The organism is Bacillus sp. Marseille-Q3570, from assembly GCF_946151055.1.
Lineage (GTDB): Bacteria > Bacillota > Bacilli > Bacillales > Fictibacillaceae > Pseudalkalibacillus.
This window is the reverse complement of the sequence record NZ_CAMGYZ010000001.1, coordinates 26,051-52,609: the sequence shown is the minus strand read 5'-3', so window position 1 is coordinate 52,609 and position 26,559 is coordinate 26,051. Positions and strand designations below refer to the sequence as shown.

At 41.2% G+C, this 26,559-nt stretch carries 25 protein-coding genes, 1 pseudogene and 2 riboswitches; of the genes and pseudogenes, 5 read left to right on the top strand and 21 right to left on the bottom strand.

The features are described from left to right. Positions 1-20: 20 nt before the first annotated feature. From N8M93_RS00260 to N8M93_RS00165, 20 genes are all read right to left on the bottom strand, one after another. Positions 21-1,055, bottom strand: a complete 1,035-nt coding sequence (locus N8M93_RS00260) for a serine hydrolase (RefSeq protein ID WP_261128921.1) — start codon at positions 1,053-1,055, stop codon at positions 21-23. 418 nt (positions 1,056-1,473) lie between these two features. After that, positions 1,474-2,337 carry a response regulator gene (locus tag N8M93_RS22760; protein ID WP_314728241.1) on the bottom strand — a complete coding sequence of 288 codons (864 nt, stop codon included), beginning with the start codon at positions 2,335-2,337 and terminating at the stop codon, positions 1,474-1,476. 33 nt (positions 2,338-2,370) lie between these two features. Continuing rightward, the gene (locus tag N8M93_RS00250; RefSeq protein WP_261128919.1) at positions 2,371-4,008 is read right to left on the bottom strand and encodes a GspE/PulE family protein; all 1,638 of its coding nucleotides are present in this window, start codon (positions 4,006-4,008) and stop codon (positions 2,371-2,373) included. Between the two features lie 169 nt (positions 4,009-4,177). Continuing rightward, a riboswitch (cyclic di-GMP riboswitch) is annotated at positions 4,178-4,266 on the bottom strand. 221 nt (positions 4,267-4,487) lie between these two features. Beyond that, entirely contained in the window at positions 4,488-5,144 is a 657-nt protein-coding gene (locus N8M93_RS00245) for a class D sortase (RefSeq protein WP_261128917.1), read from the bottom strand. Next, on the bottom strand, positions 5,145-6,287 hold the full coding sequence (locus N8M93_RS00240) for a processed acidic surface protein (RefSeq protein WP_261128909.1): 1,143 nt from the start codon (positions 6,285-6,287) through the stop codon (positions 5,145-5,147). Positions 6,288-6,511: 224 nt separating this feature from the next. Then, positions 6,512-7,054 carry a ribonuclease H-like YkuK family protein gene (locus N8M93_RS00235; RefSeq protein ID WP_396125336.1) on the bottom strand — a complete coding sequence of 181 codons (543 nt, stop codon included), beginning with the start codon at positions 7,052-7,054 and terminating at the stop codon, positions 6,512-6,514. A gap of 377 nt (positions 7,055-7,431) precedes the next feature. After that, positions 7,432-8,142 carry an ATP-binding protein gene (locus N8M93_RS00230; protein WP_261128907.1) on the bottom strand — a complete coding sequence of 237 codons (711 nt, stop codon included), beginning with the start codon at positions 8,140-8,142 and terminating at the stop codon, positions 7,432-7,434. After that, positions 8,139-8,630, bottom strand: coding sequence for an ECF transporter S component (locus N8M93_RS00225; protein ID WP_261128906.1), 492 nt, complete (start codon positions 8,628-8,630; stop codon positions 8,139-8,141). Before N8M93_RS00225 ends, N8M93_RS00230 begins: the two co-directional genes overlap by 4 nt. Beyond that, the gene (locus N8M93_RS00220) at positions 8,627-9,214 is read right to left on the bottom strand and encodes a cob(I)yrinic acid a,c-diamide adenosyltransferase (protein WP_261128905.1); all 588 of its coding nucleotides are present in this window, start codon (positions 9,212-9,214) and stop codon (positions 8,627-8,629) included. Before N8M93_RS00220 ends, N8M93_RS00225 begins: the two co-directional genes overlap by 4 nt. Before the next feature lie 15 nt (positions 9,215-9,229). Further along, positions 9,230-9,670, bottom strand: a complete 441-nt coding sequence (locus N8M93_RS00215) for a bifunctional adenosylcobinamide kinase/adenosylcobinamide-phosphate guanylyltransferase (protein WP_261128904.1) — start codon at positions 9,668-9,670, stop codon at positions 9,230-9,232. After that, the gene (locus N8M93_RS00210) at positions 9,622-10,239 is read right to left on the bottom strand and encodes a histidine phosphatase family protein (RefSeq protein WP_261128903.1); all 618 of its coding nucleotides are present in this window, start codon (positions 10,237-10,239) and stop codon (positions 9,622-9,624) included. The genes N8M93_RS00215 and N8M93_RS00210 overlap by 49 nt, the downstream gene beginning before the upstream one ends. Next, positions 10,197-10,988 carry an adenosylcobinamide-GDP ribazoletransferase gene (gene cobS / locus N8M93_RS00205; protein WP_261128902.1) on the bottom strand — a complete coding sequence of 264 codons (792 nt, stop codon included), beginning with the start codon at positions 10,986-10,988 and terminating at the stop codon, positions 10,197-10,199. The genes N8M93_RS00210 and cobS overlap by 43 nt, the downstream gene beginning before the upstream one ends. Positions 10,989-10,990: 2 nt before the next feature. Then, complete coding sequence (locus tag N8M93_RS00200) at positions 10,991-12,490, bottom strand: cobyric acid synthase (protein WP_261128900.1); 1,500 nt, start codon at positions 12,488-12,490, stop codon at positions 10,991-10,993. Continuing rightward, positions 12,456-13,049, bottom strand: a complete 594-nt coding sequence (locus tag N8M93_RS00195; RefSeq protein WP_261128899.1) for a bifunctional adenosylcobinamide kinase/adenosylcobinamide-phosphate guanylyltransferase — start codon at positions 13,047-13,049, stop codon at positions 12,456-12,458. The genes N8M93_RS00200 and N8M93_RS00195 overlap by 35 nt, the downstream gene beginning before the upstream one ends. Continuing rightward, positions 13,028-14,107: a threonine-phosphate decarboxylase CobD gene (gene cobD / locus N8M93_RS00190; RefSeq protein WP_261128898.1), complete on the bottom strand. Its 1,080-nt coding sequence runs from the start codon at positions 14,105-14,107 to the stop codon at positions 13,028-13,030. Before cobD ends, N8M93_RS00195 begins: the two co-directional genes overlap by 22 nt. Beyond that, positions 14,082-15,047, bottom strand: a complete 966-nt coding sequence (gene cbiB / locus N8M93_RS00185; protein ID WP_261128897.1) for an adenosylcobinamide-phosphate synthase CbiB — start codon at positions 15,045-15,047, stop codon at positions 14,082-14,084. Before cbiB ends, cobD begins: the two co-directional genes overlap by 26 nt. Then, positions 15,044-16,513, bottom strand: coding sequence for an adenosylcobinamide amidohydrolase (locus N8M93_RS00180; protein ID WP_261128896.1), 1,470 nt, complete (start codon positions 16,511-16,513; stop codon positions 15,044-15,046). The genes cbiB and N8M93_RS00180 overlap by 4 nt, the downstream gene beginning before the upstream one ends. Further along, on the bottom strand, positions 16,514-17,575 hold the full coding sequence (locus N8M93_RS00175) for an iron ABC transporter permease (protein WP_261128895.1): 1,062 nt from the start codon (positions 17,573-17,575) through the stop codon (positions 16,514-16,516). Beyond that, on the bottom strand, positions 17,538-18,509 hold the full coding sequence (locus N8M93_RS00170; RefSeq protein ID WP_261128894.1) for an ABC transporter substrate-binding protein: 972 nt from the start codon (positions 18,507-18,509) through the stop codon (positions 17,538-17,540). Before N8M93_RS00170 ends, N8M93_RS00175 begins: the two co-directional genes overlap by 38 nt. A 132-nt stretch (positions 18,510-18,641) precedes the next feature. Then, positions 18,642-18,824, bottom strand: a riboswitch (cobalamin riboswitch). Positions 18,825-19,164: 340 nt separating this feature from the next. Beyond that, positions 19,165-19,659 (bottom strand): PCYCGC domain-containing protein, encoded by a 495-nt coding sequence (locus N8M93_RS00165; RefSeq protein ID WP_261128893.1) that lies wholly within the window; start codon positions 19,657-19,659, stop codon positions 19,165-19,167. Positions 19,660-19,854: 195 nt separating this feature from the next. On the opposite strand from N8M93_RS00165, the gene N8M93_RS00160 reads away from it, so the two are divergent. Continuing rightward, the gene (locus N8M93_RS00160; RefSeq protein ID WP_261128892.1) at positions 19,855-20,460 is read left to right on the top strand and encodes a hypothetical protein; all 606 of its coding nucleotides are present in this window, start codon (positions 19,855-19,857) and stop codon (positions 20,458-20,460) included. 186 nt (positions 20,461-20,646) lie between these two features. Here N8M93_RS00160 and shc read toward each other — a convergent pair whose 3' ends face one another. Continuing rightward, a complete protein-coding gene (gene shc, locus N8M93_RS00155) occupies positions 20,647-22,527 on the bottom strand; it encodes a squalene--hopene cyclase (protein ID WP_396125335.1) in 1,881 nt (626 codons plus the stop codon). Between the two features lie 66 nt (positions 22,528-22,593). Here shc and N8M93_RS00150 point away from each other — a divergent pair, with 66 nt between their 5' ends. From N8M93_RS00150 to N8M93_RS22750, 4 genes and pseudogenes are all read left to right on the top strand, one after another. Next, complete coding sequence (locus N8M93_RS00150) at positions 22,594-23,751, top strand: DUF2515 domain-containing protein (protein ID WP_261128890.1); 1,158 nt, start codon at positions 22,594-22,596, stop codon at positions 23,749-23,751. After that, positions 23,660-24,142, top strand: a complete 483-nt coding sequence (locus tag N8M93_RS22755) for a CBO0543 family protein (protein ID WP_314728240.1) — start codon at positions 23,660-23,662, stop codon at positions 24,140-24,142. The genes N8M93_RS00150 and N8M93_RS22755 overlap by 92 nt, the downstream gene beginning before the upstream one ends. Before the next feature lie 127 nt (positions 24,143-24,269). Continuing rightward, on the top strand, positions 24,270-26,030 hold the full coding sequence (locus tag N8M93_RS00140) for a Rieske 2Fe-2S domain-containing protein (RefSeq protein ID WP_261128888.1): 1,761 nt from the start codon (positions 24,270-24,272) through the stop codon (positions 26,028-26,030). A gap of 173 nt (positions 26,031-26,203) precedes the next feature. After that, positions 26,204-26,371: pseudogene (locus tag N8M93_RS22750) on the top strand (YjcZ family sporulation protein); the annotation flags it as partial. Positions 26,372-26,559 lie beyond the last annotated feature (188 nt).

Below are 26,559 nucleotides of genomic sequence, written 5' to 3'. Positions count from 1 at the left end.
TTTTGAGCACTTGTCCTGCCTTATCCTTTGGATAGTACTTCATCCTCAAGTAGTTTCATGATCTTGTATGGTCCATTATTTTGATTGGAAGGGATAGTGAGTTTGATTCCGCTCTCTGGATAGAACGCAGAATGGAAACTGACCCCAGGATCATATCCCATCACATGATATTTGAAAACATCATTTTCCTTTTTATTAATCCAAATTCCATATCCGTAATAGACATCAGGCTTAACCTCAATGTATGGATTTAACAACTTGTTTGTAGTTGTTAAATCTAAGAGCTTATAGCTGAATAGTCCATCCCAAAACTTATTCATATCTGATGCACTGACGTATGCACCTCCATCGGATCCGCCTTTTATAGGAATGGAGTATGTATTTGTCCTCCATGTTCCATCCGTTTCTTCAATGTATCCCAGGGCAGTATTCTCAGGGAGTCTGTCTAATGAAAAATATCCTGATTCATTCATTTCGCATCTTCTGAAAATGTTCTCTTCTATATAATCAGTAAACCTAACTCCGGTCCTCTTCTCCACAATCAAGCCGAGAAGGATGAACCCTGCATTATTGTAATGAAATCTTTCACCCGGTTTAAAGCTCATATTCTTTTTTTGAAACATAGGGAGAAAATCTTCCAATTCTTTTAAAAGATACATAGGTTGCTTGATCCAAAGCTCCTCAAAGTCATCCAATACATCCTCGTCGAAATAATCTGGAGTCCCAGCGCTATGGGTCAAAAGATGATGAACTGTTACATCTGGATCAAAGTTCGGGAAATCAAAATCAAGACAATCCGTTATCTTTGTCTCAAAAGATAACATTCCATTTTCTACTAATTGGCAGATCGCTACAGCTGTGAAAAGTTTACATCCGGAAGCGATTCCGAATCGGGTATCTATTTTATTTGCAATTTTTTCTGTCCGATTAGCATACCCTGCATGGGTAAGAAGGAGAGTCTCTTTATCCTTTTCCATATGGACGACTCCGGAAAAATCTTCAATATCATTAATTCGTCTTAATGTGTTTTCAATAAGATTATCATTTTTCAGCACTTGCTTCCCCTCCTGAATAACCAGTCTACCTACTCTTCTACAATAAATAAGCAAGCCCTTTACAAAAGGCTGTTTTTGCAAACCTTGTTGCTCTTGCACTTAAAGAAAGTATAAAATACTTTCTTCAGTATAAGGGCAACTAAGGCTCGACCAACAAAAGGCTTGGTCTCGCCAAGTTTTCTTTAAAGTCGTTGAATTCGGTCCAAGGATGCTTTCTTTCTGCAGTGCATGAGGTAAATCCGCTTGTGGCCTTGCGAAATTGAATGGTTTCACTTGTCCCGTTGAGCCTGCTGGAGGTTTCGTACCTTGCTCTCCAATCAACATGCACAAGGTGTTTTTTTAAGAAAAAGCAACAATCTTTTAGAAAAAAACGGCTCTCATGCTCAGGAAGCATGAGAACCGTCCCCAACTAAGCGAATTATCTCAGATTTTTACCTTCTTCAAGTCGCTGCTCAAGCCACCCATACAGATCACGGAAACCATCGAGAGATAGACGGATGGAATGCTTTTCATTGGATGCATCGATCATTTCTAAACAGACGTTCTGATCATTTTCTGTATACGTGAAAGCAAAACTCTTTGTTTCACCTTGCACCTCTTCCTCCCAATTGCACATATAACTTGTTAGAAATTTAATTTTACTGTTTCTGGTTGGTGCTGGTTTCGCTATTTCATGATTTGGTTCATTCACACGTTCTGGAGATGCCTTATGGTCCACAAGCAGTGTGACTTCTTCCTCAGTTTGTGCAACTGTTTCTCTGGCTGCCGCCTCCGTATCCACTTCATCTGTTTCGTCTTTCACTGTTTCGACTGCGGCGGCAATCTCTGATTCAGCTTTCTCCGTTTCTTTTGTATTCCTGCTTGATGTCTCTGCTGTAGCTGCTTCTTCGGAAATTTCAGCTTCTGCACTCTTCAAATGGGGCTCAGCATATTTTTTGATGATTTCATTCATATAATCCGGTTTGAAAGGCTTCATCAAATATCCGACTGCACCTGCATCCAAAGCCTCCTGGATCATATCTTTCTGGTTACTGGCTGAACACACAAGGATGACTGCTTCAGCATCTACCTTCAAAATTTCTTTGATGGCTTCAATGCCATTCATTTCCGGCATTGTTAGGTCCATCATGACTACTTGAGGCTGGATGGCTTTATATTTATGTACAGCTTCTTTTCCATTGACTGCCTCCCCAGCTACCGTATGGCCATATTGCTTCAGACAATCAGCTGCCATTTTTCGCATGAAACTGGTATCATCGACTACAAGAAACGTATAAGACATTTATAATCCCCCTGAATTTTATTCGTGCAGACTTCAATTGACTGCTTTCAGCACTTCCTCAACTGTTGTCAGACCTGCTCGTACTTTTGACAGGCCATCATACAACATTGTTTTGAATTCATTTTCTTTAAGGTAATCCTTGAATTCTTCAATCGGTTTCTTTTGAAGGATCAGTTCCCGAAGCCCATCTTCGATCGTCAAGACTTCATGGACACCGATGAATCCTTTATAACCGGAATTGTTACAGAGCTTGCAACCGTCACCACGAATTACTGCTACTTTAGAGCTTTTATTCGTAGTAACGAAGGATCGGAAATTACCGATTTTGCTTTTTTCTTTTTGGTCTTCTAAATCTAACAAGTCATGGGCCTCAAAAAGCTTCGACTCTTCATCAGAAGCAGGCATACTTTTTGCACACCTTTTACATATACGTGGCACGAGTCTTTGGGCTACAATACATGAAAGTGAGGAGGCGATCAGGTAGGGTTCTATTCCCATATCCAATAATCGTCGGATCGTATATATCGCATCATATCCGTGAATCGATCCAACAACCAGTCTGCCTGATAAAGCTACCCTTGTTGCAACTTCACCAGTCTCTGAATCGGGAGTATCGCTGACCATGACGAGATTAGGGTCCTGATTCAAGATTGTCCTCAGTCCATTTGATAATGTGAAGCCTAATGCTTCATCAACTTCTACTTGCATGACCCCAGTTATCCTTCGTTCCACAGGATTTTCTACAGAAACGATTTTTCGCTTATCGATGTTCATATGGTTCAATATCGAATAAAGCAGAGTTGATTTTCCGCTGACTGCTGGACCTGCAATCAAGATCAAGCCTTTCCCTCTGTCCAACGAATCCTCTAATTTCTGTTTGTTCATATCGGTAAAACCGAAATCTTCCAAGTTGAAAAAGTCTTCCGAATGCTTCAATAAACTTAGGACAACACTTTCCCCATCAATAGTGGGAACTGTTGAAACACGAATATCAAAGTCATTGTTATAAAAGTCTTTATGTATGTATCCGCTTTGAGGTAATTTTCGTTCAGATGTATCCATATTTGAAATGGTTTTGATTCTTGCGATAACCGCCTCTTGCAGCTGCTTTGGAATGGTCTTTTGTTTTTCAAGCATCTGATTGATACGATACCTGACCACTAGACCCTCTTTATCTGCATCAAGGTGGATGTCAGTTGCATTTTGTTGTAATCCATAGTCAATGATTTCGGATAATTCTTTCACAGAATTCAACAAACCATAATGGTCGATTATCGCCATTTCCAATTCGCTACGTGTAGCCAAACATGGTTGGACAACCATACCAGAAGCCACTTGAACATCTTTGATCGCTTCTTGATTCAATGGATCGATCATCGCGACCTTCACTCTTCCATCTTTTTGCTCAATTGGTACCATGCAGTGCTTTCGAGCTACCGATTCATGGATCAGCTGCAAGGTGTTACGGCTTGGGGCAGCTTCATCCATATTGATTACCGGTATGCCTAGTTGGAATTCCAATGCCTCTACTAATTGACGCTCTGTAATCATCTCTTCTTCCACAAGGATTTCACCGATTTTCTTAAATGAATGTTTCTGTAATTGGAGTGATTTTTCCAGTTGTTCTTCGGTTATCAAACCATTCATGATCAAAAGTTCACCGATGCGCATTTGGACCTCCTTAAAATGTAATAGAATCTATATGTACGCTTATATAGCGAAATCTTCGAATTCCAGCATAGAAGCGATTAGGCAATACCTCAAAATGAACAAGTAATAGGCTTGCGGTTACCGAGCAGAAATCACGTCTACAAAAAAAGACATAAAAAGCCAAGTGTTTTTGAGCAGCCCGACGGTCATGCCATTGGTGATGGTTTAGATTCGTGGCTTTGCGTCCCCGACTTTCGTACGGGTTTGCCTTTTATCCTTCACTTGACTTTCGTGTTAAAGTGAAAATTTTGTCTAGGAAAAAATACCCTTTTACACTTGGTTCAATTATACTTTAAAGAAAGATTTGGAAAAATAGAGCGATATCACTAATTTCCAAAATAGTTTAAAAGAACCATTATTTTAAAATTAAAGGTATTCTGACAATTCATAGTAGGACCTATTGCTTATGAAAATCGGAATAAAAAAGCCGTCGAACATTGTCAACGGCTTCGGGATGAATTTTTTTTCAATTCAGCTATCAGCACATATCGTTCTGGGGCAGTACCGATAAAATCAAATGGATAGCAAGTGGAAACTGTTAGTGTTGCTCTCGGTTTTGGGACTATGACAGTACGATCATCTTCATCCACTATACGCACCTTACGAACTTTGTATGTGAATTCGCCAGCTATAGTCTTAACAATAAGAATGTCGTTTACTCCGACTTCGCCAAGTTTTCGAAAGACAGTATCACGATGACCAGCCAGCACAGCATTATCATTTTCACCGGGTAGAACACTTCCTGCAAAATGGCCGACACCATTTTCCAATTCATCTTCATCCGTTCCATGATAAATAGGTAAAGCAGCCTCAAGCTTCGGTATGACCAACTCTCCAATCCGTTCACCTTTTTCAGGTCTCTCAGGATAAAGTGGTGGATTCTCTTTTTCTACCTGTTCTGACTCGGTTTCTTTCTTTTGAGTTTTGTTGTATAGAGAAGCTTCTACGGTTGAAACTTGTCCGGTTTTAAATAACAAGTATCCTTTCAAAAACTTGAAGGCATTTGTACTTGAGAACCAGAGACCACCTACAATCAGTCCACTACATAGGGAAAGAAGAACCAATTCCTTGATTCTTCCTCTTTTTATCTTTCTCATTTATACGTTTCTCACTTTGATTCGTCGGTATAAAATGAAGCCGAACATTGCTGCCAAAATACCAGCAGCTGTATTCTCTATATAATGTGAAGCCGTTTTCGGTAATTTTGCACCTTTTACTGTTTTGGCCACCGGCTTCTGGACGACTTTTTCTGTCTGTTTCAAATCACTGCCTACTTCTTTTACAAACTCTGATCCGAACATCTCTGCCGTGAAAAGGAAATCAGCAAGAAGTTCTCCTTGCTTATTGTAAAGTTCGATTTTCAGGTCATACCCTTGGGCGTCTTCCAGGGCCATCAATGCAGTTAATGAAATTGCTCTGATTTCATCCCCTTTTACGAGATAAAACTTAACATCAAGTTCAAATAAATCGAGCAATTCATTAAAAATATCCAGAAGTTCAGCAATCTGTTCTGCACTCAATTCAGTCGCTGTATCAAACTCTTCAAAAGCCATCATTCGATTGGCAAGGTTGTCCAATCTTACTAGAAAAGTTGGATCCTCATAATTCAATGTTTCGAAATGACTCCATAACTTTTCGAACTCTTCATCTGTGAAGCCAATTTGATTAAGAAGATCATCAAACTCTGTCATATCAATCTCAGGACCATTGATATAGAAATCCAGCATGAATTCAAGATCTTCAATCGTTTCATAGTTAGCAAGTTCATCATCATTTTCTGCTAAAAGTGCTTCCAATTCTTCCAACGTCATATTGTATTGATCAAGCAACTCAACCAACGTTTCATCTGTAATCGGTGTTAACGAGTAGAAGTAAAGATCACTATCGAGATCATCTCTGAACGTGTATACATCCAGAATGCTTTCCCCTTCTTCCAATTCACCGTTTGAAACAAGTAATTCCGTTGCTTCTTTAAGCGTCAATCCATACTCTTCAATCAATTCATTCATGATGTCAACTGTCAAAACAGGCCCAAGGAAGTCTTTTAGATCATCCATGTTTTCAAAATCTTCTAAAGTATAATCATGGAAATCAAGATATTCCGTTATCTCTTCCTTCGTCCATCCAATTTCATTCAAATAGCTCTGAAGCTCTTTCTCTGCTGGTTCAGCAGAAGCGTTAAAAGGTAAAGTCACAACACAAATTACTGTAATGAAAAATGCTATCAAGAAACGCTTCAACTCAATCTTTCCCCCTAAAAATAGTAGTAAATTCTAGAATAGTATAATCTTGAAAAATGAAAAAAGATAGATTTATTTTTCGACAAATATTGGAAGGTTGTTTTTAGACGAAAATGCCGCAATCATAGGCATTTGGACTCTTGCTGAAAAATAAAAAACAGCTTCGTTGAATCGAACCTGTTTTGTTTGAAAAACATTAAATTATTTTTCTGTACAAATAATATCTATTTGGTATACCGGTTTGCATAACTTGATGCTACAAGGGATTCTGGTTTGATTTTCGCTTCAATGCCGTGAGCTTCAATTCTTGCTACCATTTCTGCAACAAATTCCCTCGTTTTGTTACGCTTTCCTTTTCCTATATCAAGGTGTCCTTCCATGCAGAAGCTTGATCCTTTATACACATGTGGTAAAACGATTTGGACTAATTTATTTTTTAAAGATTCATTGAAAAGATACGCTACTTCCTCTGTCAGTGACGTTTCAATTGAAATCTTCTGATGCAGGTTACGGATTGCTTCTGGGTATCGTAATTTCCGATAACAAGCCCATGCCCCTCTCCCAACTCTTTGAATGACCAAACCTGTAATGAATATCGTTTCATTTTGATAAACATGGGAATCTGTTCCGATCATCAGCTTATAGTTACCCATCGGCTCCGTTTTCATAAAGGTTACAATATGATTGAATACCTCTTCAAAGGTCAAATGGGAGTATGTCAAGTTTTTAAACGTCATTGGCTGGTCTGCAAAGAAACTGCCATTCATTTGCATCCATCTCCTTTTGTCGTTTTCTTGTCCTATTTAAAATAACCGGTAATTGCTGATATTATTTATAGCTTATACTATTGTATTCATTTCTTATTCAAAGAGTGATGGCATTATGCTAGCCATAACCTTGTTCCTTTATTTTTCCGCTTTTAAGCCAGCCAAAATAACAAAATTAATGGAATGAACAAGAGGAATAGAGCAATCACTTCGGCTAAAAAGAATGTCCGATAGCTTCGTTTTAATAAAAGAAGTGAATTTCCTGATAAGTGGTTTGAGATTTATTAAATGACAATGTTTTGATTGGGAGTAAATTTCGCTTTATTCTTAAGGGAAAATTTGGAATACAAAAACCTGAACCATTCGTTACAAATGATTCAGGTTATTAGATTTAATGGATGGTATAAGCTTCCGGTTATGTCTATTATGGTATTCCTAAGTTCTGAGGGATACGTTGCGATGAAGCATGTTGATGGTCCTGCAGGTTTGCCCAAATCAATATCAGAGTCTTCGTGTTCATTTGGCTGTACTTCCCATTTGGAATTGATTTGTTTCAATTCGTACAAGATCCCTTTGGATCCAACTGGCCAAACGGAAACGCCGTCTAATTGCAGGAGCCTTTTGAAAATAGGAAGTGAAGCAATCTTTTGGTGTTGCGCTATCACTTCAGGTCCAACTAAAGGACTCCCGATAACAGCTGCTTCGTAACCATCAATCAACAAGCTTTGTGAAGGATTACCTTTACCTATTACAACAAGTCCAATGGCTGACTGATCCATTGGAAAATTACTTTCTGTACTGCCGCTGACTGGTATATGCTCCATATCTAATTCTGATAATCCGTTCTCAATCCCTTTTACAAGGTCTCCCCATTCTTCATCACCACAAAAGTTATGTAATAGTACTGATATCGGGGTTCCTCCCGCAGCCATACATTCCATCACAGCCACTCGAAACGAGTAATACGAGACGATATCATAACCAACCTTTACCGCATCCATTTCTTTTTCGCCTATCGCTCCACTATTATCACTTGTGATGATCAGCTTTTCATCTTTATCAAAAGGGATGATGATTGCGTTTCTCATCGTTCTGCCTCATGTTGTTTAACATTGACATAGAAGGCTTGCAAACGAGGAGCAAGGAAGAATGCAATCACTATATTGATGAATGAACCGATCAATAAGGAGGGTACGATGGAAACATAAAAAGGTTTACCTATAAAGAACATGAATGGTAACGGAGCAATAAGGGCATTCCCAATTATAAAAATGAATCCAGCAAGAATCTTGTTTCTATTATGGAAAAGTTTTGAAAAAATCCATACTAGGAATGCCATTTCGAAAGCAATCATGACATGGAACGGACCTAACGGCATACCCCCAAATAAAGCTGAAATGAGATGTCCAAAACAAGCAACCATTGCCCCGGAGCTGCTACCAATCAAAATAGCAATAACCAAAGCAGGGAAAACATCGAGAGCGATACTTCCGATGATTGCTGGTACTTTGATAGATGCACCAGCAACGGTTAAGGCTGTGAATAATGCTATCAAGCTGATTTTCTTGCTGGTCATGTCTCCTCACTCTTGCGCTTCCCTTTTTTAAAGACCTTCGCACTTCGGACGTACTCTACGTCATTGACATTCAAACGGAAATTGATGACTCGTCCAAGTGCAAAAAAGTAATCTGATAACCTGTTCAAGAATTGCAGTGGTATACTTGGAACCTCTTGTTCTGTTTTCATCAAACGCACCACCAATCGCTCTGCCCGTCTTGTCACTGTACGTGCGATATGGATTGTGGCAGCAGGTTTTGATCCGCCGGGCAGGATGAAACGTTCCAATTCAGGGGCTTCTTCAATGAATGAATCGATTTTTTCTTCAAGGTATGTGATTGCATCCTTAGCCAGTTTGAGTTCCCTCTTTTTCGAAACGTTTGATAAGTCGCCACCGCAATCAAACAATTCATGCTGGATTTTCTCAAGGTCATCCAGAACATCTTGAAATAATGATGGATCCAGTTCTGTCATCGCTTGTCCGACAAAACAATTCACTTCATCAACCGTCCCGTAGGCTTCAACTCTGACATCGTCCTTATCGACTCTACCGCCAATAAGACTTGTTTGTCCTTTATCACCTGTGCGTGTATAGATTCTCATATTCCCACTCTCCTCCTATTTGATTCGTTGATGGATGCCATACCAGATCAAATCGACACGATCCGCTTTCGTAGTCGTATCTTGATAACACCAACCTGTTACATCCCGCCACTTCCGTTCCATTTTATCCAAAGGGACGATTCCTTTAAAAATATCCGTACCAATCAGTATGACTTTGTTCCTCGAATTTCTGTATTCCCATTTCTGTAATTCCGTTAATTTTTCATTCCAGCAATTTCTTGTCTTATCGAGATCAGTATTGAAAATCATTTCTTTGATCCATTGTTCAATCCCTTCAAGAATCAACAGGTGAGATGTGATCTGTAAAGGATCTTCCAGCAGCCTTTCACCCTCATACGCTGATATCCAGTGGAATTGACTGTGTTTGGATAGGGTGTACAGATTTTTCACCCATGCACTTTTCCCGTTATAGGCACCTCCTGTAACAAAATGCATCGCTCTCCCCTCCTCAAAGCCTCTTTCTCGAAAATAAGCTCAAATCCAATTTCATGTGGTACAGCCCACTGCCAGAATGATTTTTGAACCGGTGCAAATTCACTCAATAACAGCCTGATTACGCCTCCATGGGTTACGACAGCAGACCGTGAACAACCGGCGTCAAACATTCGATTCACAATCTTGTTCCAACCAGATTGAACCCGGCATTGAAAGGTTGAAAAAAGTTCGCCATCAGGTGGTGAATTTGAAAATGGATCCATTAACCATCTCCGGTAATCCCTTCGGTTCTCCAATTGACCATATGTTTTCTTTTCCCACTTACCGAAGTTCATCTCTCGAATTTCAGACAGGCAAATCGCATTTTTGTTTGGAAAGAGGAGTCTTGATGTATGTATACAACGGGCCAAATCACTTGAGAAATGAAGATCGTAGAACTGTTTTATTGGACGGATTGACGCTGATTCCTCTTTCGATAAAGGTGAATCGGACCAGCCGAGATACGCTTTCCGTTTGTTTTCTTCTGTTATACCATGACGGAATAATGCAATAACCAGATTGTCATCCATAACATCAATTCAACTCCTTCAACCGACGCTCCTAATACATCACCAGTAATGCCGCCGAACCATTTGACAGTTTTCGAACGTAGGAGAATGAAACATGACATTACCACAATGAACATGATCATGATGGGTAGAAGCGTTCCAAAATCAATCAACGTAACGAGTCCGGTGATTACGATCCAATAGATTAAATAAACCAATCCGATAGGAGAGTCTCCAGCTTTTCGAAAATGATAGGCAAGTCCCTCTTCTTTGGCTTGTTGTACTGTCATAAGGATCAGCCCCATCAGCCCTTTACTTAAAAAGGGAAGTATGATGATCAATAGATAAGATGTAAATGTAATTCTAGATACGATTTCATAAATGAATAAAAATTTTGTGCTTAATAATACAATGGCTGAAAGTACTCCGAATGCGCCAGTACGCGGATCCTTCATGATCTCAAGCCGTCTCTCGATACTTGAATATGAAAAATAAGCGTCGCAGGCATCCATCCAGCCATCAAGATGGATGCCACCTGTCATTAGGATCATCATGAGCCAGAGTATGAATGCAATGGCAAGAACTGAAAGAGGTGTCCAATGAACGAGGATAAAGACAGCCAAAGCATAAATAAGCCCTTGTAACAACCCTAATAGAGGGAAGGTTTTTACAGCTTTTTTCAAGTGGTCATCATCCATACTAAGCTCCACAGGTACGGGAATCATCGTAAAGAATTGCAAATTGATAATAAAACCATGCAAATGCTTCATTATTATCCCTCCGATTCAAAGCTGATTTCCTTCAAAAGAGTCCAATCAAGGTTTTCTTTTAGTCGTTCGGCCAGGGAATCAAACCGCTCTTCTTTTAGATGACCAGCATAGATAGGTGCTCTCAACGTTAATCCTTTGCTTTTACGAATCAGGTTCAACCATTCATTTCTCCAATCATCATTATGGAACAAATGATGAAAGTAGGTTCCGATAATGGTTCCATCTTCATTGCAGTACCCCTCTGTCCGACCATTTTCAAGTTGAATGAAACTTTGCTCTGATTCCGGGTGTGTTGTTATTCCTAAGTGGATTTCATAACCTTCAACCAATAGTTGCCCTCTTTTGTTCCTGGAGAGGATCGACCCTTTTACTCTATTCGTGTCTTTGACCGGATGAAAAACAGTTTGTCCTGAAATAAGATCCAATCCTTCAACTTTTTTCCCAATCACCCCAGTATCCGACCCGGCTTCATCAATGATATGCTCACCAAGCATTTGATAACCACCACAAATGCCGATCAGAAACCCGCCTTTATGGGCGAAATCTTTTACTTGACGATCGATATCAACGGACTTCAAGTAATCCAAGTCATTTATTGTGCTTTTCGTCCCAGGAATGATGACGGCGTCGGGATTTCCGAACTCATCCCCATGCCTGACCCATCGGATAGAGACATCCGGTTCAAAAGCAAACGGTTCGATGTCGCTGTAATTTGAAACATAAGGCAGGTGCAAGACGACCAAATCGATTTCTCTATTTTGGTATCTCGGTATTTGATTCGGTAAGGATAAGGAGTCTTCAGCATCAATCCCATGATGTTCAATATACGGAATGACACCTAGAACAGGAACACCTGTATTTTCTTCAAGCCATTTAATTCCATCCTTGAATAAGTTCATATCTCCTCTGAACTTATTGATGATCAATCCACGGACCCTCTTCCGTTCTTCAGGTGTCAGTAATTCAAGCGTTCCAATGATACTTGCGAATATTCCGCCTCGATCGATGTCCGAGACCAGCACGACTGGCACATCGGCCATTTCAGCCACTTTCATGTTGACGAGATCACGAGATTTCAAATTGATTTCAACCGGACTGCCTGCACCTTCAATGACAAGGACATCATAATGTTGCTCCAAATACTCAAGGGAAGAATGAATGACTTCTATTCCCTTTTCATAAAACTGATTCGGATATCCTCTTCCAGACATCGTTTCGAGCGACTTTCCAAAAAGGATGATTTCAGACTGCTGATCAGATCGAGGTTTCAACAGTATTGGATTCATCCAAACAGATGCTTCCGTTCTTGCTGCCTCAGCCTGAATCCCTTGAGCACGCCCTATTTCTTCTCCATGAATGGTGACATAAGAATTATTAGACATGTTTTGTGATTTGAAGGGAGCGACCCTCCATCCTTCATTTGCAAACAAACGACAAATAGCGGTGGTCAACAGACTCTTGCCAACATCAGAAGCTGTTCCCTGAATCATGATCCCTTTCATCGGCTCCTCCTTTCATCAGAATCGGAACACCAGACTCGACTAGAAACGCTTCATCCGATTGTTTCACGATCTCCTGGTGCAAGTGCCCTAACATTTTTTTATATGAAAGAACAAGTTCGTTCGTCTGGAGCGGTTCATTTAAGATTTCATTACTGACGATGATGAGTGAGTCACAGTTTTTCCTTATTCGTTCGATTCCGCTTAAAATGGAACCTATCATCCTTTTGTTGTGAGCCGTTTCATCACTGAACAGTTCATTATTCAGTAGCGTCGTCAAACAATCGAGAAGCAAGATGTCTTTATTCGTAAAGTTATCAGCCAGCAAACCAATATTTTCAGACTGCTCCCAGGTTTTCCAGTTCTGGTTACATTGATGTCTTTGTTGTTTATGCTTCTCAATCCGCAGATTCATCTCTGTGTCTGAAGGCAAACCTGTTGCAATGTAATGAAGGTTTCCATCCCTGGAAATCGCTTTTTCCAAAGCCATCTTCTCCGCAAAACTGCTTTTACCGCTTCGAACTCCGCCAGTTATGAATATCATGTGTGTGGTCGTTTCCATTTTTTCAACACCTTACTCAACTCATTATTCTCATATGAAGATTTGATGGCAAAACGAAGCCACTTTCCATCCAATCCTGAGAAATTGAATGTATGCCTTGGGACAATTCCTTGTTCGAGCAAATGACGAAATAACGGTAGTTGATCATCACTATCAGGGTCCCGGAGAAGATAAAAGTTGACCTTTGATGGAGAGAATCTGTACCCCTCTTTGGTGAAAAATGCAAATAATTTCCGACGTTCTTCATTTATGTATTGTCGTGACTCATGTAAAAAGGAAGCGTTTTGTAAACAAATCTCTCCAGCAGCCAGCGCCAGTGAATTTACACTCCAGTGTGTTTGGAACCTCCCAACTCGACGGATGATTTCAGGATGAGCGACCATATAACCTAATCTCAGTCCTGGGACCGCGTACATTTTCGTCATCGAACGGATGATGATCAGGTTTTCGAATTTCTCGATATATGGGATGAATGTTCGATAATCCTCGAGCATATCGTAAAAAGCCTCATCCAATATGATTCGGCATTGTGATCTCTTACAGGCATCAATCAATGCTAATACCATTTCGAACCGGTACTGTACACCAGTCGGGTTGTTGGGATTACATAGAAAAACAGCATCGACTTCTTCAAGTTTAGGTTGAAGTCGATCAATGTCCAATTGCCATAAGGGATCCTCAAGCTGGTGATAGCTGATGTTGCATCCATTAACGTGGCAGCTCTTTTCATACTCTGAAAATGCAGGCTGTACAATCAGAACGTCTTTCCCTGCCAAAAGCCTTGTTATGAGGCTGATCAGTTCTGCACCCCCGTTCCCGATCAGAATGGATTGTGGATCCACCTGTTCCACTTCAGCAATGCCCTTTCTTAGAGAAGTTGCATGGGGATCAGGATAATCTATGATTCTATGGAATATATCTTTCCATTTGTCCTTCAATTCAGAAGGCGGTCCCAACGGATTGATGTTTGCACTGAAATCAATGATCTCTTCTGGCATTCGGAGATCGATCGCTTCGTATAGATATTTTGGATTAGAACCATGAGATGGCCAGTCCATATAAGATCCCTCCTATCCATAAAGAACATATGAAGCCTGCCACGGTGGTTTGCATGATTGAATTTGTCTGTAAGATATGATTACTTCCCAAAGATACAATCGGGTCTCCCATCCATGATCGTTTAGAAATGACCCCGTCATAATAGTTTATTCCGCCCAGTTGAACGCCTAGCAAAGCAGCTACGGCTGCCTCCCCCCATCCACTGTTCGGACTTGGATGCTTTTTCGCATCACGTTTCCAAATCCTAAAGGCGCTTTTCCTGGTGAGGTACTTCGGTTTATTGCAAACCATCATTGCCAGACCAGTTAGTCGGCTTGGAATCCAATTGACGATATCATCTGTTTTGGCTGAACACCATCCGAATCGATGATATTTTTCATTTCGGTATCCGACCATCGAGTCACAAGTATTGATCACCCTATAGACCATAGCGAGTGGTGCTCCGCCAACCAGTGACCAGAACATGGGAGCTGTTATTCCATCGCTCGTATTTTCAGCAACTGTTTCAACTACACCACGAGTGATTTCACTTTCATCCAGTTTCTCGGTATCACGTCCGACAATGTAGGAAAGTTCCTTCCGAGCCTTGATTAGATCTGCTTGTTTTAAAGGTTGATAGACATTCATTGCGGCTTGTTTCAAACTCTTTCGGGCTATGGTAGTCGAGATGATGATCCCCTCAGCCAGTATGCCTGTATAAGGATGGACTTGATAAGAAAACCATACTAACAAGGTTGTGATTGATCCGACAAGTGATACAACAAAAAGGAGCATGAAGGCTCCTTTCTGTAATCGGAAACGCCCTCTGTTCAATTTTGTGTCCAAAAAGGCTATCAATCTGCCAATCCATCGGACGGGATGTGGCCATTTAGGCGGATCACCAACCACTGCATCAATAACGAGTGCAAGTGTAATTGCGTACAAATGAAACAGGATCATGTCCGTTTCCTTTTTTCATAGTTCAGAATCGCTTCGGTCGTACATTCGTACACTGCTTTTCCGATCAGCTTCCCGAGAGGTGTGATCGATCCTGCAAAACTGAGTTTTTTCCCGGTTTGTGTAGCAGCAATCATAACGCTGTCAGTGGACGTTCCTGTCGCAAATGTGTCGTTCGCTTCATCTGTTATCTCTTGATCATGCAAAACCTTGACTTTGGCTTCTGTCGCTGTCATCACACTCTGGATGAATGCCTCCTCTGTCATATTTCCATTGACAAATATCCAAGTATTGATCGTTCCTGGTTGCATCTCAAAATCGTGAAGTATACTTTTTGAAGCATCTATTGCATTTCCTACTCCAGCAGTGACGATGACAAAGATGGAAAAACCATCTCCATCATATGAGTGGAACGCTGCGTCATCAAGGTGGACTGCTGTCATCATGCCAACAGAATCAGAGGGCTCAAACCCATGTTCTTTTAGATATCCAGCCATTTCTTGTTTGTGGTCATTGCAATTATAGTCAAGATCGACATGTCTATTGATGAATGTTTGGTGCCAGCCTGTTCCTGAGCCGATCACCCCTGATGACATCGTCCGTAACGGCAAGGGTGCTTGTAGTACGATCCGTTCATCGGATACTGTCAAATACGTTGAGTCGATCTGGATTTCAGTTGGTTCCTTGGTCAACTTTTTCGGTAACAATACCATTTGTGGAGCGGGTACCTTCGGATGTGGCTGCTTTTCGATCGTAGTTTGATAAACGGTTTCGATCCGCTCTTCCCGCAAAACTTCATTCGGGGTATGTTGGATATTGATTAACCCTTTATCCAATAGTAATAACCGATCACAATATAATCCCGCAAGGTTGAGGTCATGGAAAATCGAGATGACCGTTAGTCCACGTTCCTCCGTCCATTGCTTCAACAGGTCCAATAGCTCTTTTTGAAATGAAAGATCCAAATGGTTCGTTGGTTCGTCCAACAACAGGATATCGGGTTCCTGTGCCAATGCTTGAGCTAAAAATACCCGCTGGCGTTCCCCGCCAGATAAAGACTGGATATTTTTATTTTGAAAGGCTGTTATTCCCGTTTGATCCATCACTTTGTTGACAATGATATCATCTTGGGGACTCCACGATTGGAACCAACCCTTTTGATGTGCATATCGTCCGAGAGAAACCGTTTCTTTTACGGTATAAGAAAAACCCTGGTCAGAATGCTGGGGTAGGACAGCAACAATCTTTGCCAACTCTTTAGATGCAAAGCTTTCAAGCGGTTTACCTTTGATGAAGACACTACCTTCTTGGCTCGTCAAAATACCGCTGATCATCTTGAGCAAGGTTGTTTTGCCGCTGCCATTCGGTCCTAAGACACCGAACATTTCCCCTTTTTCCACCTTAAAGGTTATTTCTTTTAAAACCGGTGCATCGCCATAACCACCAGATAGGTTTTCTATACTTAGCATTCAACCACTTCTTTCTGTCTTACGCTTGATTAAGATCAGTCCAAATACAGGTGCGCCAACTAGAGCCGTAATGACACCAATCGGAAGCTCGGTAGGCGAAATCACTGTTCTTGCTACTAGATCTGCAAGAATCAGGAACCCGCTTCCGGTTAATATGGATAAGGGTAATAAGTGCTTATGATCGGGGCCCCATAACAACCTGGTCAAATGTGGAATGACCAATCCTACGAACCCGATTGTTCCAGAAACCGCCACAGCTGCTCCTGTCAATATTGAACCAGCTGTCAAAATGACCATTTTCCTTCGATGCACATTTACACCGAGATGATGGGCTCTTTCTTCCCCGAAAGACATCGCATTCAATTCATTTGCGTTTATTAGGAGAATGACAGAACCGAGTGCGAAGAATGGTAGTATGATTTTGATGTATTCCCATCCTCTCATCGAAACACTTCCTAAAAGCCAGCCGATGATTTGTCTCAATTCATCCCCCGTCAATGCAATCATCAGTGAAATGACAGCTCCAAGAAAAGAACTGAAAATGATACCCGTTAAAATGATTGTCTCCACTCTCATTGAACGTTCGATTTTCCGTGCAAAACTGATGACGAGAAAAATCGTGATGAAGGAAAATAGGATGCTCAATAAAGGAAGTGTAAAGGATCCGACAACTGGTATGGACAATTGGAAAAAAAGCGTGAGGACTGCCCCGACAGACGCTCCTGAAGATACCCCTAACGTATAAGGATCTGCTAAAGGATTCCTCAATAGACCTTGGAATGCAGCTCCCGCAATCGCGAGAGCAGCACCAACAATACCAGCAAGAATGACTCTTGGTAGTCTGATGTTCATGACAATGCTTGTATACATCGTGTCAATATGATCGATTGATATGAACGGAAAAATTTCATGACTTACGATTTGAATGATTGCTGACGCAGGCACAGAAACAGTACCGACTGAAATACCTAAGATTATAGCTATGAACAGAAAAACGAAAGCCGAAAGGTAAGCTAGTACTCTGTTATTCTGTAAATGTTTCTGGATAAACCGCCTTTGCAAGTTCCTCTACTCCTTCAACAAGCCGTGGACCAGAGCGTGTTACAAGGTCTGAATGGACGTCATAGACTTGTTTCTCTTTTATAGCCGTAACATCTTTCCATCCTTCTCTGGATAAGACTTGTTCTGCTGCATTCTCAGTATAATATCCATATGTCGTGATGATGACATCCGGGTTTTTCTCAACGACTGCTTCTTGATCGATCTTCGCCCAACCTTCCAAATCAGCCGATGCATTCTCAGCATTTATAGTGGATAACATTTCATTCATGAATGTATTTTTTCCTGGTGTGTAGATTTCTGGTGCGGGTGAAACTTCAATGAATACTGATTTTTTCTCTGAGATTTCTTGCGTTTTCGTTTTGATTGCTTCAATTTCCTTTTTCATTTCTCTTACAATTTTATCAGCTTCTTTTTGTTTCCCTGTGGACTTTCCAATCATTTCGATAGACTCATAGACCTGGTCGAAGTTTTGTGCGTCGTTAACAACAAGAACCTGAATACCAGCATCTTTCAACTGTTTGAATCCTTCAGTGGAGTTGTGTGCACTCGATGCATGGGCAAGTACAAGGTCAGGCTTCAGGGAAATGATCTTCTCGATATTCAGTTCCTGGCCGCCAACTTTCTCTTTACTGGTTGCTTCCTCTGGGTAATTATCAAAGTCAGAAACACCGACGATCTCTTTTCCGAGTCCTAATTCAAACGCGATTTCTGTATTACTTGGTATGAGTGATACGATTTTTTCAGGCTGTTCCTCTATGACAACTTCTTCATCAAGGCCATCCTTGATAGTGACTGGAAAGGAATCACCTTGATTGTTTTCAGAGCTTTCTTGGTTGGTATTATTTTCATCAGCAGGTGTCTGATCTCCTCCACATCCAGCAATCAAGCCGATTGACATTAATAACGTAAATACAAATAAGAGCAATTTTTTCATTACATGAAGCCTCCTGTTAGTTGTGATTGCATTAAAAAACATCTTCATAAGTGATATGAAGATGTTGTCAGATTCGATTTAGTTGATTGAATGATCGAATTTCGTAACACACCCCCCTATCCGCGTAGGTTTTTCAGTGGTTTCAGTGTTGGCAGGTCTCCTGGCTCATGGTCATCGTCCGCTGCGCCTTCCCGTTACTTCCTACAGTGGCTTTATGCAGCTGACTCCCAATTACAGTGGCGGGACCGCGTTGGATTCTAACCAACTTCCCTATTAAGTCTTTGATAAAAAGACACCAACTCTGTAAAACTATGAAATTTTCCGCTATGTTTGATTATACACTATAATGATCAGCCCTACCAAAAACATTTTGAATTAAAAACTTATCAAGCATTGATGGTAAGACTGTTCCAAGAAAATCCCTAGAGTCAGGAAATTAGAGGACACCAGAGACGTTATTTGTGTAAAAACCATTAAAAAACACCTCGGAAACCTCATATAGCAGAACAGATGTCCTCTAATTTTCTGGAAGACCCCTTTTTGTCACAGATAACGGAACAGTTTTCCTCTAATTTTAGTGAACAATCATTCTTTAACAGAGCCACAACAAAAACGACCCTGACATCGGTGTTCATCGATATCAGGGTCTGCTTCTTTAAACTTCTGGTGTTGGGGTCGGTTCAGCGTACCCGTCCTTATATTGTTCATCAATCATGTTGCGGATTTCTTTTACAGATTTTCCATCTTTATATTCAAGCATCGACTTCACCGCGATATCCAGGCAAGCTTTGCATCTTGTTGCATGATCATCCCATACCAGAGAGCCATCCGTTTTATTTTCATGTATGAAGCAATCATAGTTGTTCTTATGGTTTGCTGACTCGCCACAACCGCAATAGCAAGGGATTTTTTCAAGCAGGTCTTGATGCATTGCTACTGCCCTATAGATATTCTGCATATCCTCGGATTTGTCGTTCAGAAACTGTGGAATGATTTCTGCTGACTCTGTTGCTTCCCGCAGATCACCATTTGCTGGTTGATGCACTTCTTCATGAGACTCGTGAGATTCCTTATGTTCATCATTGGAACATGCGCCAACAAGCGAGACACTAAGGATAAATACCAAGAATAAACTACTTATTTTTTTCATTTCTACCGTTCACTCCATTGTGTATATTCGAATCTATCATAACACTATCTACTACATCGAGTGTAATGGAAATGTATTAGAATTGTGACAGTTGGTTTTTCAGACTTTAGTATGAGAATAGTTACAGCTTATTAAGGAAGGTAGATAGACAAAATTTCGATACAATAAATACAATATCAAGTTTAGGAGGGTACTATGTTATTTCACTATCATTATTGGACGCCATATTTGGAACAAATGGAAAATCATTATCTGAACCTAGGGTTTCGGGTTCATCAACGAATCGGAAAATTGGGTGGTGAATTCCAATCATTCAATCCACCTTTGACCTGGGAAGATTTCAGGGAAAAGGATATTCTATTCAGGATCATCGAAATGAAAAAAGGAAATGTGAATGTCACCTTCGGATATGGGAAACGGATTAATTTTGAGCATATCGGGTTCATAGTTACAAAAGATGAGCATGATCAACTATGTCAGCGAGCTGATAACATGAACTGGAAAGTGAAACCCGGGGAAAGACGGACATTCATCTCTACACCTTATGGATTTTCCATAGAGCTGCAGACCCATCGTGACGTCATTGATTTTCATGACGCTTCTTCTACGATTGATAATATGAAAATTGTTTGTACACAATCTGGTCTCGAAAACGATTTGAAGCGTCTCTTCAATAAAAAAATCGAACCGATTGAAACGATAATCGGCCACAGGACAGAAATTAAAGAAATCCATATAAACAATATTGGACTCGAACAATCAGAAGACCCTTGCGGAGTCCTTTTGCAAACGATTTCCTAGGCGGTGATCGAGCAATTTGTGGGGAACTTGAGCAATTTTTGTATAATCTTGAGCAAATCTGATGCAATCTTGAGGAATTTCACCATCATCTTGAGCAAATTCCCCTCAGGTAGATTTATTGACGAAGTGAACCCGCACCTCAACGGGTTCACACTATTCGATCATATCTGTCTCACCCTGGACTGATCATTGCTCCAGAAACGTTCTACGATAATTGCTCAGTGCGAGTAATGGCCAGATGTATCTATAGCTGTGGTAATGGATATAGAAACCACCAGCCATCCCCTGTCCCTTGGGGTAATTAGTCGTCCAGTCTTCTTTCTTCCCTTGATCGATCAGATGAGCGATGCCTTTCTCAATCTCTGGTGTACAACTATCGGCAACAGCGATCAAGGCATCAACTGCCCAGGCGGTGTGCGTCAAGGTACTTTCTCTGAGAGGAACATATTTCCGTTCGATATCGCTTTTACACGACTCCCCCCATCCCCCGTCCGGATTCTGGATTGATCGCAGCCAATCGACAGCTTTTTTTATAGATGGATCGGTGGTTGTTTTTCCGAAAGCAGCCATTCCCGTCAACGCTGCCCACGTCCCGTAGATATAACATATCCCCCAGCGACCATACCACGATCCATTCTTTCGTTGGTTGTTTTTTAGCCATTTCATCCCCTTTTTTATGGCAGGATGTTCATTGTTCATTGAGGAGTAGTTCCCAAAGAACTCCAACGTCCTTCCTGTCAAATCTGATGTAGATGGATCCAATAAAAGATATTCAGCACCTTGGATCGGAGCAAGAGCAAGCCATTTTTTATCAACGCCGCGTTCAAAAGCAGGCCAACCCCCATCATCATTCTGCATCGACAAGATCCATTTTATCCCTCTTGACCAGGCTTGTTGATTAATCGGCTGAACATCTGTCAACTCACAAATGGATCGAAGGCTGGCGGTAGAATCATCGACATCAGGATTGATTGTATTGATATTTGAAAATCCCCATCCCCCTGGCATTGTGTTTGCATTTCTAAGCACCCAATCCCCGAATTGTGTGTGCTGGCGTGATAACAGATAATGATTGGCCAGACTAATCACATTATGAGACTGAGATACACCTGCATCCTGGAGGACATGTGATATTAGTGCCGTATTCCAAACATTTGCGGTTGTATATTGCATATGAAGATCATCCCCAATTTGGACGGCCATGTTCCTTAATCCATTGATTGCCTTCACCATCATTGGATTATTCATCGTGTATCCCAGCGCTTTCAAGGCAAATATCATCAAGAAAGTCGAACTGAAATAACTTAATAATGTTCCATCAGGTTCGATGCGTTTCAGCATGTATTGCTCGGCTGCTTTCACAGCCTTCCTTTTTAAATCAGCAGGCTTTTCGGTCATTTTTTGTAATTGATTTTTCATAGAGGTTAATAGATTACGCCAATCCTCATTCCGGTTTTCAAAGTCAGAGTTTGTGTGTTGGACGAATAATTCACTTAGATCAGGGGTACGGGATGTGGTTTTTTTGTACTTGAAATGAGAAAGGATAAGGAGCGGTGCAATATTCGCTCTTCCAAACACTGAAAAATCATAGAAACTGAGCGGAGCACTAAGTGGGAACAGGATGATTTCAATTGGTAAAGGAAGAAGTGATTCCCAAGGGTATTGACTTGTCATTGCTAACAAGGTCTTCGTAAACGTTTCCGCTCTTTCAATCCCGCCGTTCTCAAGGATGAATTTTTGAGCGGCACGCATCCGTGAATCCTGTTTACTGACATAGCCTGAATATAATAACGCGTAATAAGCCTGGATTGTAGATGATAAGTCTCCTCCTTCTGCATCGTGGAATAACTTCCAGGAACCGTTGTCTTCTTGATTTCCCGCAATCCGTTGAACAAGAGCCTGTATCAACATTTCATCATTTATTTCAAACGTACGTAATAAAATGATCATATAAGCATCAGTTGCAATACCCGTTTCAAAAGCGTAATCCCACGAACCGTCTTTCGTCTGGTCCTTTATCAAAATCGAAATGATCCGATTGATTTCACGTTCGATTCCATCTTTCAAGGTCATCTACCTCCCTTACCAATACATATTCGATCGTTTCAGTTCCAATTCGTATGAGAGGAGCGGATGAGGATCTTCAAAATTACAAAGGGAAATACAAAATCAGAAAAAATTTCTGGAGAACTACTTCAACTTAAAAATGAGCTTCAGAAAAAGTTGACTATGGGTTCTAATGCAGACCTTTCATTGAATGCAACTGAAAGATTACTGATAGAAGAAATCACCCGGATGACCCATGAATTGAATATAAACAACATCACAAGAACAAAAGCATATCTTGATTTTTATAAAAAACATTCAGACATCCACTGGGCTTTCCTTGGTCATTTAGTGTCGCGGAATGGCGGATGGAATATGACGGATCTGAAAGGAGAATTCCTTTCAAAACTACTTACCGAGGATGAGCAAGAAAAGTTTTTCATATTCCTCGAACGAGGTAACTGGTTGATTTTTCAGGATGTGTTTCCCCAATTGCTTTTATACGAAACAAGCCTGGAGCTGAAGGAGCCGTTATTTCACTTATTGCCATGCTTTTCAGTTTCTACATTCATGGATTCGGTTTGGAATTTCTTTTGGCGGACAGGAAACCGACGCTTGTTGACAGTTTCGCTGATCATCAACGAGCAAAGCTATCTCGAAAAACAATTGATGATCAATGATCAACAAAACCAGATTCTAAAGACGATCGAATTCAGTTTACAGGATGTGTTAAGCCTGAATCATATCCTGTTCCCATATGATCAAACTGGAGAAACAAAACTGACTGGCCAAACCCTGCACCACTTTACTTCTCTTCCCGAGAGAATCGAGCTTGGTAAACGGATGTACGCGTTATTATATTCCAATCAGAAAAGATATGAGCGTTCGTTCCAATGGGCTCAAAGAAATCCCCATACTGGGTCGAGAACTGATTATTGGCCCGGACTTTTTAAACGTGTAAAAGAAACCATCCCAGGCCGGTTGTATAATCCTCAAGTGAAAAATTGCAAACTTAAATCTGGTGCTGCTCATTTGTATAGTCCTGAGCTTCAATTTGCATGGAAAGACATTGTGCACAATGCGCCTGTACAAGCAGATTGGTTCAACAATGTTGATGTGGTCGATTACCTGATTGAAAATCCGAAAAGTGTGGATGGTGAGATTCAGCATGCCTACTGTAAATCACTTGAAAAACTCGCTTTTACGACATTTGCCAAGAAAGCGATCTTCCTCCGAAAAGGGTAAAAAGCGAATCCCCTATGTTGTTGCTGTGCTGGCTTCCGTGCTTATCTGCACCTACATGGAGTTGTTCTTTTCCGGACTGGGATTCTATACTTTCTTGCAACGGCCCTTCCCTCATATCTTTACGATTGATATCCGTTTCACATTAATCGGCATACCGGTTTTCACAATGGCAGCAATATACGCACTGACGATAATATCAAAAAAATCACTTCGGCTATTTTTCATCCTGATCATCTCTTTTATCGCAATGCTCGCAGAGATCATCAGTGAACATCTAGGTTTGTTAGCACATAGCCTTAGCTGGTCACATGCCTATTCATTTTTCGGATATATGGTATTCACTCTCGTGTTATGGGGATTGTACAGATGGATTGAGCGTTATATCTCTTGAAATGGATATCCTCCCAATCTCATCCTTTTGACTGAGAAAACTTTCAACTTATGAAGGATTACGATCATTTATCAGTAATATATGGTAGTAGATGAAGATTTGTAATCTTTATAAGGAGTGTGTGTTCATGTCTGATTCAATTTTTGTTGGTCCACTCGAGTCATTAAAGAAAGATGGTGCAAAAATCGTCAAAGAAGGCAACCATGGAATAGCGGTGTTTCTCCATGAAGGAGAACTGCATGCGGTTGATAATCGTTGTCCCCACATGGGATTCCCTCTTCACATGGGGAGTCTCTGTGATGGTATTCTGACCTGTCACTGGCATCATGCGAGGTTTGATGTAAAAAGCGGTGGAACACTAGACCCGTGGGCAGATGACGTACCGACCTATCCTGTAGAAGTGAAGGATGGCGAGGTCTGGGTCGAACCAGTCCCCCATCAGAAAGTGACCGTCGAGAAATTACAACGAAGGCTTCGTGATGGTCTCGAACAGAGCATCAGCCTCGTCATCGGGAAAGCAGTAGTCGGTCTGATGGAGGCAGGTGTCTCTCCTGGAGAAATCGCAAAAGTAGGTGTGGAATTCGGTACGAAGCATCGGCAAAGTGGATGGCGTTCAGGTCTCACGATCTTGACTGGAATGACGAATATTTTACCGAAGCTAGATAAAACCGGCCAAATTCTTGCGTTGTATCAAGGTCTTGTCCATGTTGCAAGGGAAAGTTCAGGGATGGGCACTCGCTTTTTACTTGGATCCCTCCCGGTAACAGAGGAGATGGAAAATCAGTCTGTTGACACATTGAAGAAATGGTACCGTCATTGTGTGGAAGTCCGTGATTCACAAGGTGCTGAACGTGTCCTTTTGACGGCTATCGAATCGGGTTGTTCGGATGAAGAACTTGCGGATATGATGATGGTCGCGATAACGGATCACTTCTATATCAATACCGGCCATACCCTTGACTTCCATAATAAAGCCTTCGAGGTGCTGGATCATATCGGGGAAGAATATCGTTCCTATGTATTGACATCCTTGCTGCCAGGAGTATCCGATGTTTCCCGGAGTGAAGAATCCCACAGTTGGCAATCCCCTGTAAACCTTGTGACCCTTTTGAACGAAGCATTTGAAAAACTGCCGCGTATCCTAGGAGCTGCCCTGACGGATGACGGAACTTTTGACGAAGAAGCGATGCTGGAACAGTTATTATCCGATGAACCGAATATTACTGTTGAAACGATGTTGAGGGCATTGGAAACTGGTGTTTCTCCCGTACGCCTTTCACAATTAGTGGCATTGGCGGCTGCGGAAAGAATTGCTCGTTTTCACACCCAGAATGATTTCAGTGATTGGATCACGGTACTGCATACGTTCACACATGCACACGCCGTCCACCAAAGTTTACGTCGTTCTACAACGGCCGATTTGACTCGAGCTGTTTTCCATGGTGCGATGAGTGTCTATCTAGACCGTTTCTTGAACATGCCAGCAGCTAGAAAACCGAAACCTGCGGAAGGAATTTCAGAACCACGTAATCCTTCCGAATTGTTGGAGCTCATGGACAAACAGCAACAGGTAACAGAAAGTGCACGCTGGGTGATGACCTATTTGTCTCAAGGTGGAGAAAAAGCTCCCCTGTTCAATACACTCGGTCATGCATTGTTAAGGGAAGATGCTGAATTCCATTCCTTCCAGATGTATGAAGCAGGAATCGTTGAACACGATTATTGGGCAAAAGAGAGTTCACCACTAGCAAACAGAGCACAAGAAACTATGATTCTCGCAATTACAAGGTATCTTGCAGGGCATGCACCGACAGCTAGAGAAATGCCACACACAGCCCGAATTGCAATGAGACTTCATAAAGGTGAAAAGCTTTTTGAAGAAGAATGAGGTCAAATCACCAAAATAGGCTGTTTCCCCAACCAAATTAGGCATAAGTTTAAGAGACAAGTATCCTGATGCCTATTTTTGTCCAATTTCGTCCAATTTTGTACACTTCATTTTCCGTCCACATATATTGCTATTGTGTCGATTAACTTTAGGAGGATGAGAAAATGAGTGACGGTAGAGGCTTTGGCCACGGAAGAACGTTTGCGTTGATTGTAGTGTTATTCATCTTGTTGGTAATCATCGGGGCTACAGCATTAGGCGGTGGCTACGGTGGTCATGGCGGCCATGGTGGATATGGCGGCGGTTATGGTGGATGCTGCGACGGAGGATATGGCTACTAGGATTCAATGGTTTGAAGAATGATAGATTTTGGGGGGACCTTTGTAGCAGAAGGTCCTTTTTGAATTTAAAGAAAGTATACATACTATCTTCAATATGAAGGCACAAACTGTAGCATCGTAAGCAATACACCACATGAAGGAAAACCTATTGCTATTTCGTAGTACTAAGGCTCAGCCTGCGCTAAGGT

Excerpts from the sequence above, each read along its gene's own strand:
- N8M93_RS22760 (WP_314728241.1), bottom strand. The coding sequence starts at position 2,337 with ATGTCTTATACGTTTCTTGTAGTCGATGATACCAGTTTCATGCGAAAA.
- N8M93_RS00250 (WP_261128919.1), bottom strand. The coding sequence starts at position 4,008 with ATGCGCATCGGTGAACTTTTGATCATGAATGGTTTGATAACCGAAGAA.
- N8M93_RS00245 (WP_261128917.1), bottom strand. The coding sequence starts at position 5,144 with ATGAGAAAGATAAAAAGAGGAAGAATCAAGGAATTGGTTCTTCTTTCC.
- N8M93_RS00235 (WP_396125336.1), bottom strand. The coding sequence starts at position 7,054 with ATGAATGGCAGTTTCTTTGCAGACCAGCCAATGACGTTTAAAAACTTG.
- N8M93_RS00230 (WP_261128907.1), bottom strand. The coding sequence starts at position 8,142 with ATGAGAAACGCAATCATCATCCCTTTTGATAAAGATGAAAAGCTGATC.
- N8M93_RS00225 (WP_261128906.1), bottom strand. The coding sequence starts at position 8,630 with ATGACCAGCAAGAAAATCAGCTTGATAGCATTATTCACAGCCTTAACC.
- N8M93_RS00220 (WP_261128905.1), bottom strand. The coding sequence starts at position 9,214 with ATGAGAATCTATACACGCACAGGTGATAAAGGACAAACAAGTCTTATT.
- N8M93_RS00215 (WP_261128904.1), bottom strand. The coding sequence starts at position 9,670 with ATGCATTTTGTTACAGGAGGTGCCTATAACGGGAAAAGTGCATGGGTG.
- N8M93_RS00210 (WP_261128903.1), bottom strand. The coding sequence starts at position 10,239 with ATGGATGACAATCTGGTTATTGCATTATTCCGTCATGGTATAACAGAA.
- cobS (WP_261128902.1), bottom strand. The coding sequence starts at position 10,988 with ATGAAGCATTTGCATGGTTTTATTATCAATTTGCAATTCTTTACGATG.
- N8M93_RS00200 (WP_261128900.1), bottom strand. The coding sequence starts at position 12,490 with ATGAAAGGGATCATGATTCAGGGAACAGCTTCTGATGTTGGCAAGAGT.
- N8M93_RS00195 (WP_261128899.1), bottom strand. The coding sequence starts at position 13,049 with ATGGAAACGACCACACACATGATATTCATAACTGGCGGAGTTCGAAGC.
- cobD (WP_261128898.1), bottom strand. The coding sequence starts at position 14,107 with ATGGACTGGCCATCTCATGGTTCTAATCCAAAATATCTATACGAAGCG.
- cbiB (WP_261128897.1), bottom strand. The coding sequence starts at position 15,047 with ATGATCCTGTTTCATTTGTACGCAATTACACTTGCACTCGTTATTGAT.
- N8M93_RS00180 (WP_261128896.1), bottom strand. The coding sequence starts at position 16,513 with ATGCTAAGTATAGAAAACCTATCTGGTGGTTATGGCGATGCACCGGTT.
- N8M93_RS00170 (WP_261128894.1), bottom strand. The coding sequence starts at position 18,509 with ATGAAAAAATTGCTCTTATTTGTATTTACGTTATTAATGTCAATCGGC.
- N8M93_RS00165 (WP_261128893.1), bottom strand. The coding sequence starts at position 19,659 with ATGAAAAAAATAAGTAGTTTATTCTTGGTATTTATCCTTAGTGTCTCG.
- N8M93_RS00160 (WP_261128892.1), top strand. The coding sequence starts at position 19,855 with ATGTTATTTCACTATCATTATTGGACGCCATATTTGGAACAAATGGAA.
- N8M93_RS00150 (WP_261128890.1), top strand. The coding sequence starts at position 22,594 with ATGAGGATCTTCAAAATTACAAAGGGAAATACAAAATCAGAAAAAATT.
- N8M93_RS22755 (WP_314728240.1), top strand. The coding sequence starts at position 23,660 with ATGGTGAGATTCAGCATGCCTACTGTAAATCACTTGAAAAACTCGCTT.
- N8M93_RS00140 (WP_261128888.1), top strand. The coding sequence starts at position 24,270 with ATGTCTGATTCAATTTTTGTTGGTCCACTCGAGTCATTAAAGAAAGAT.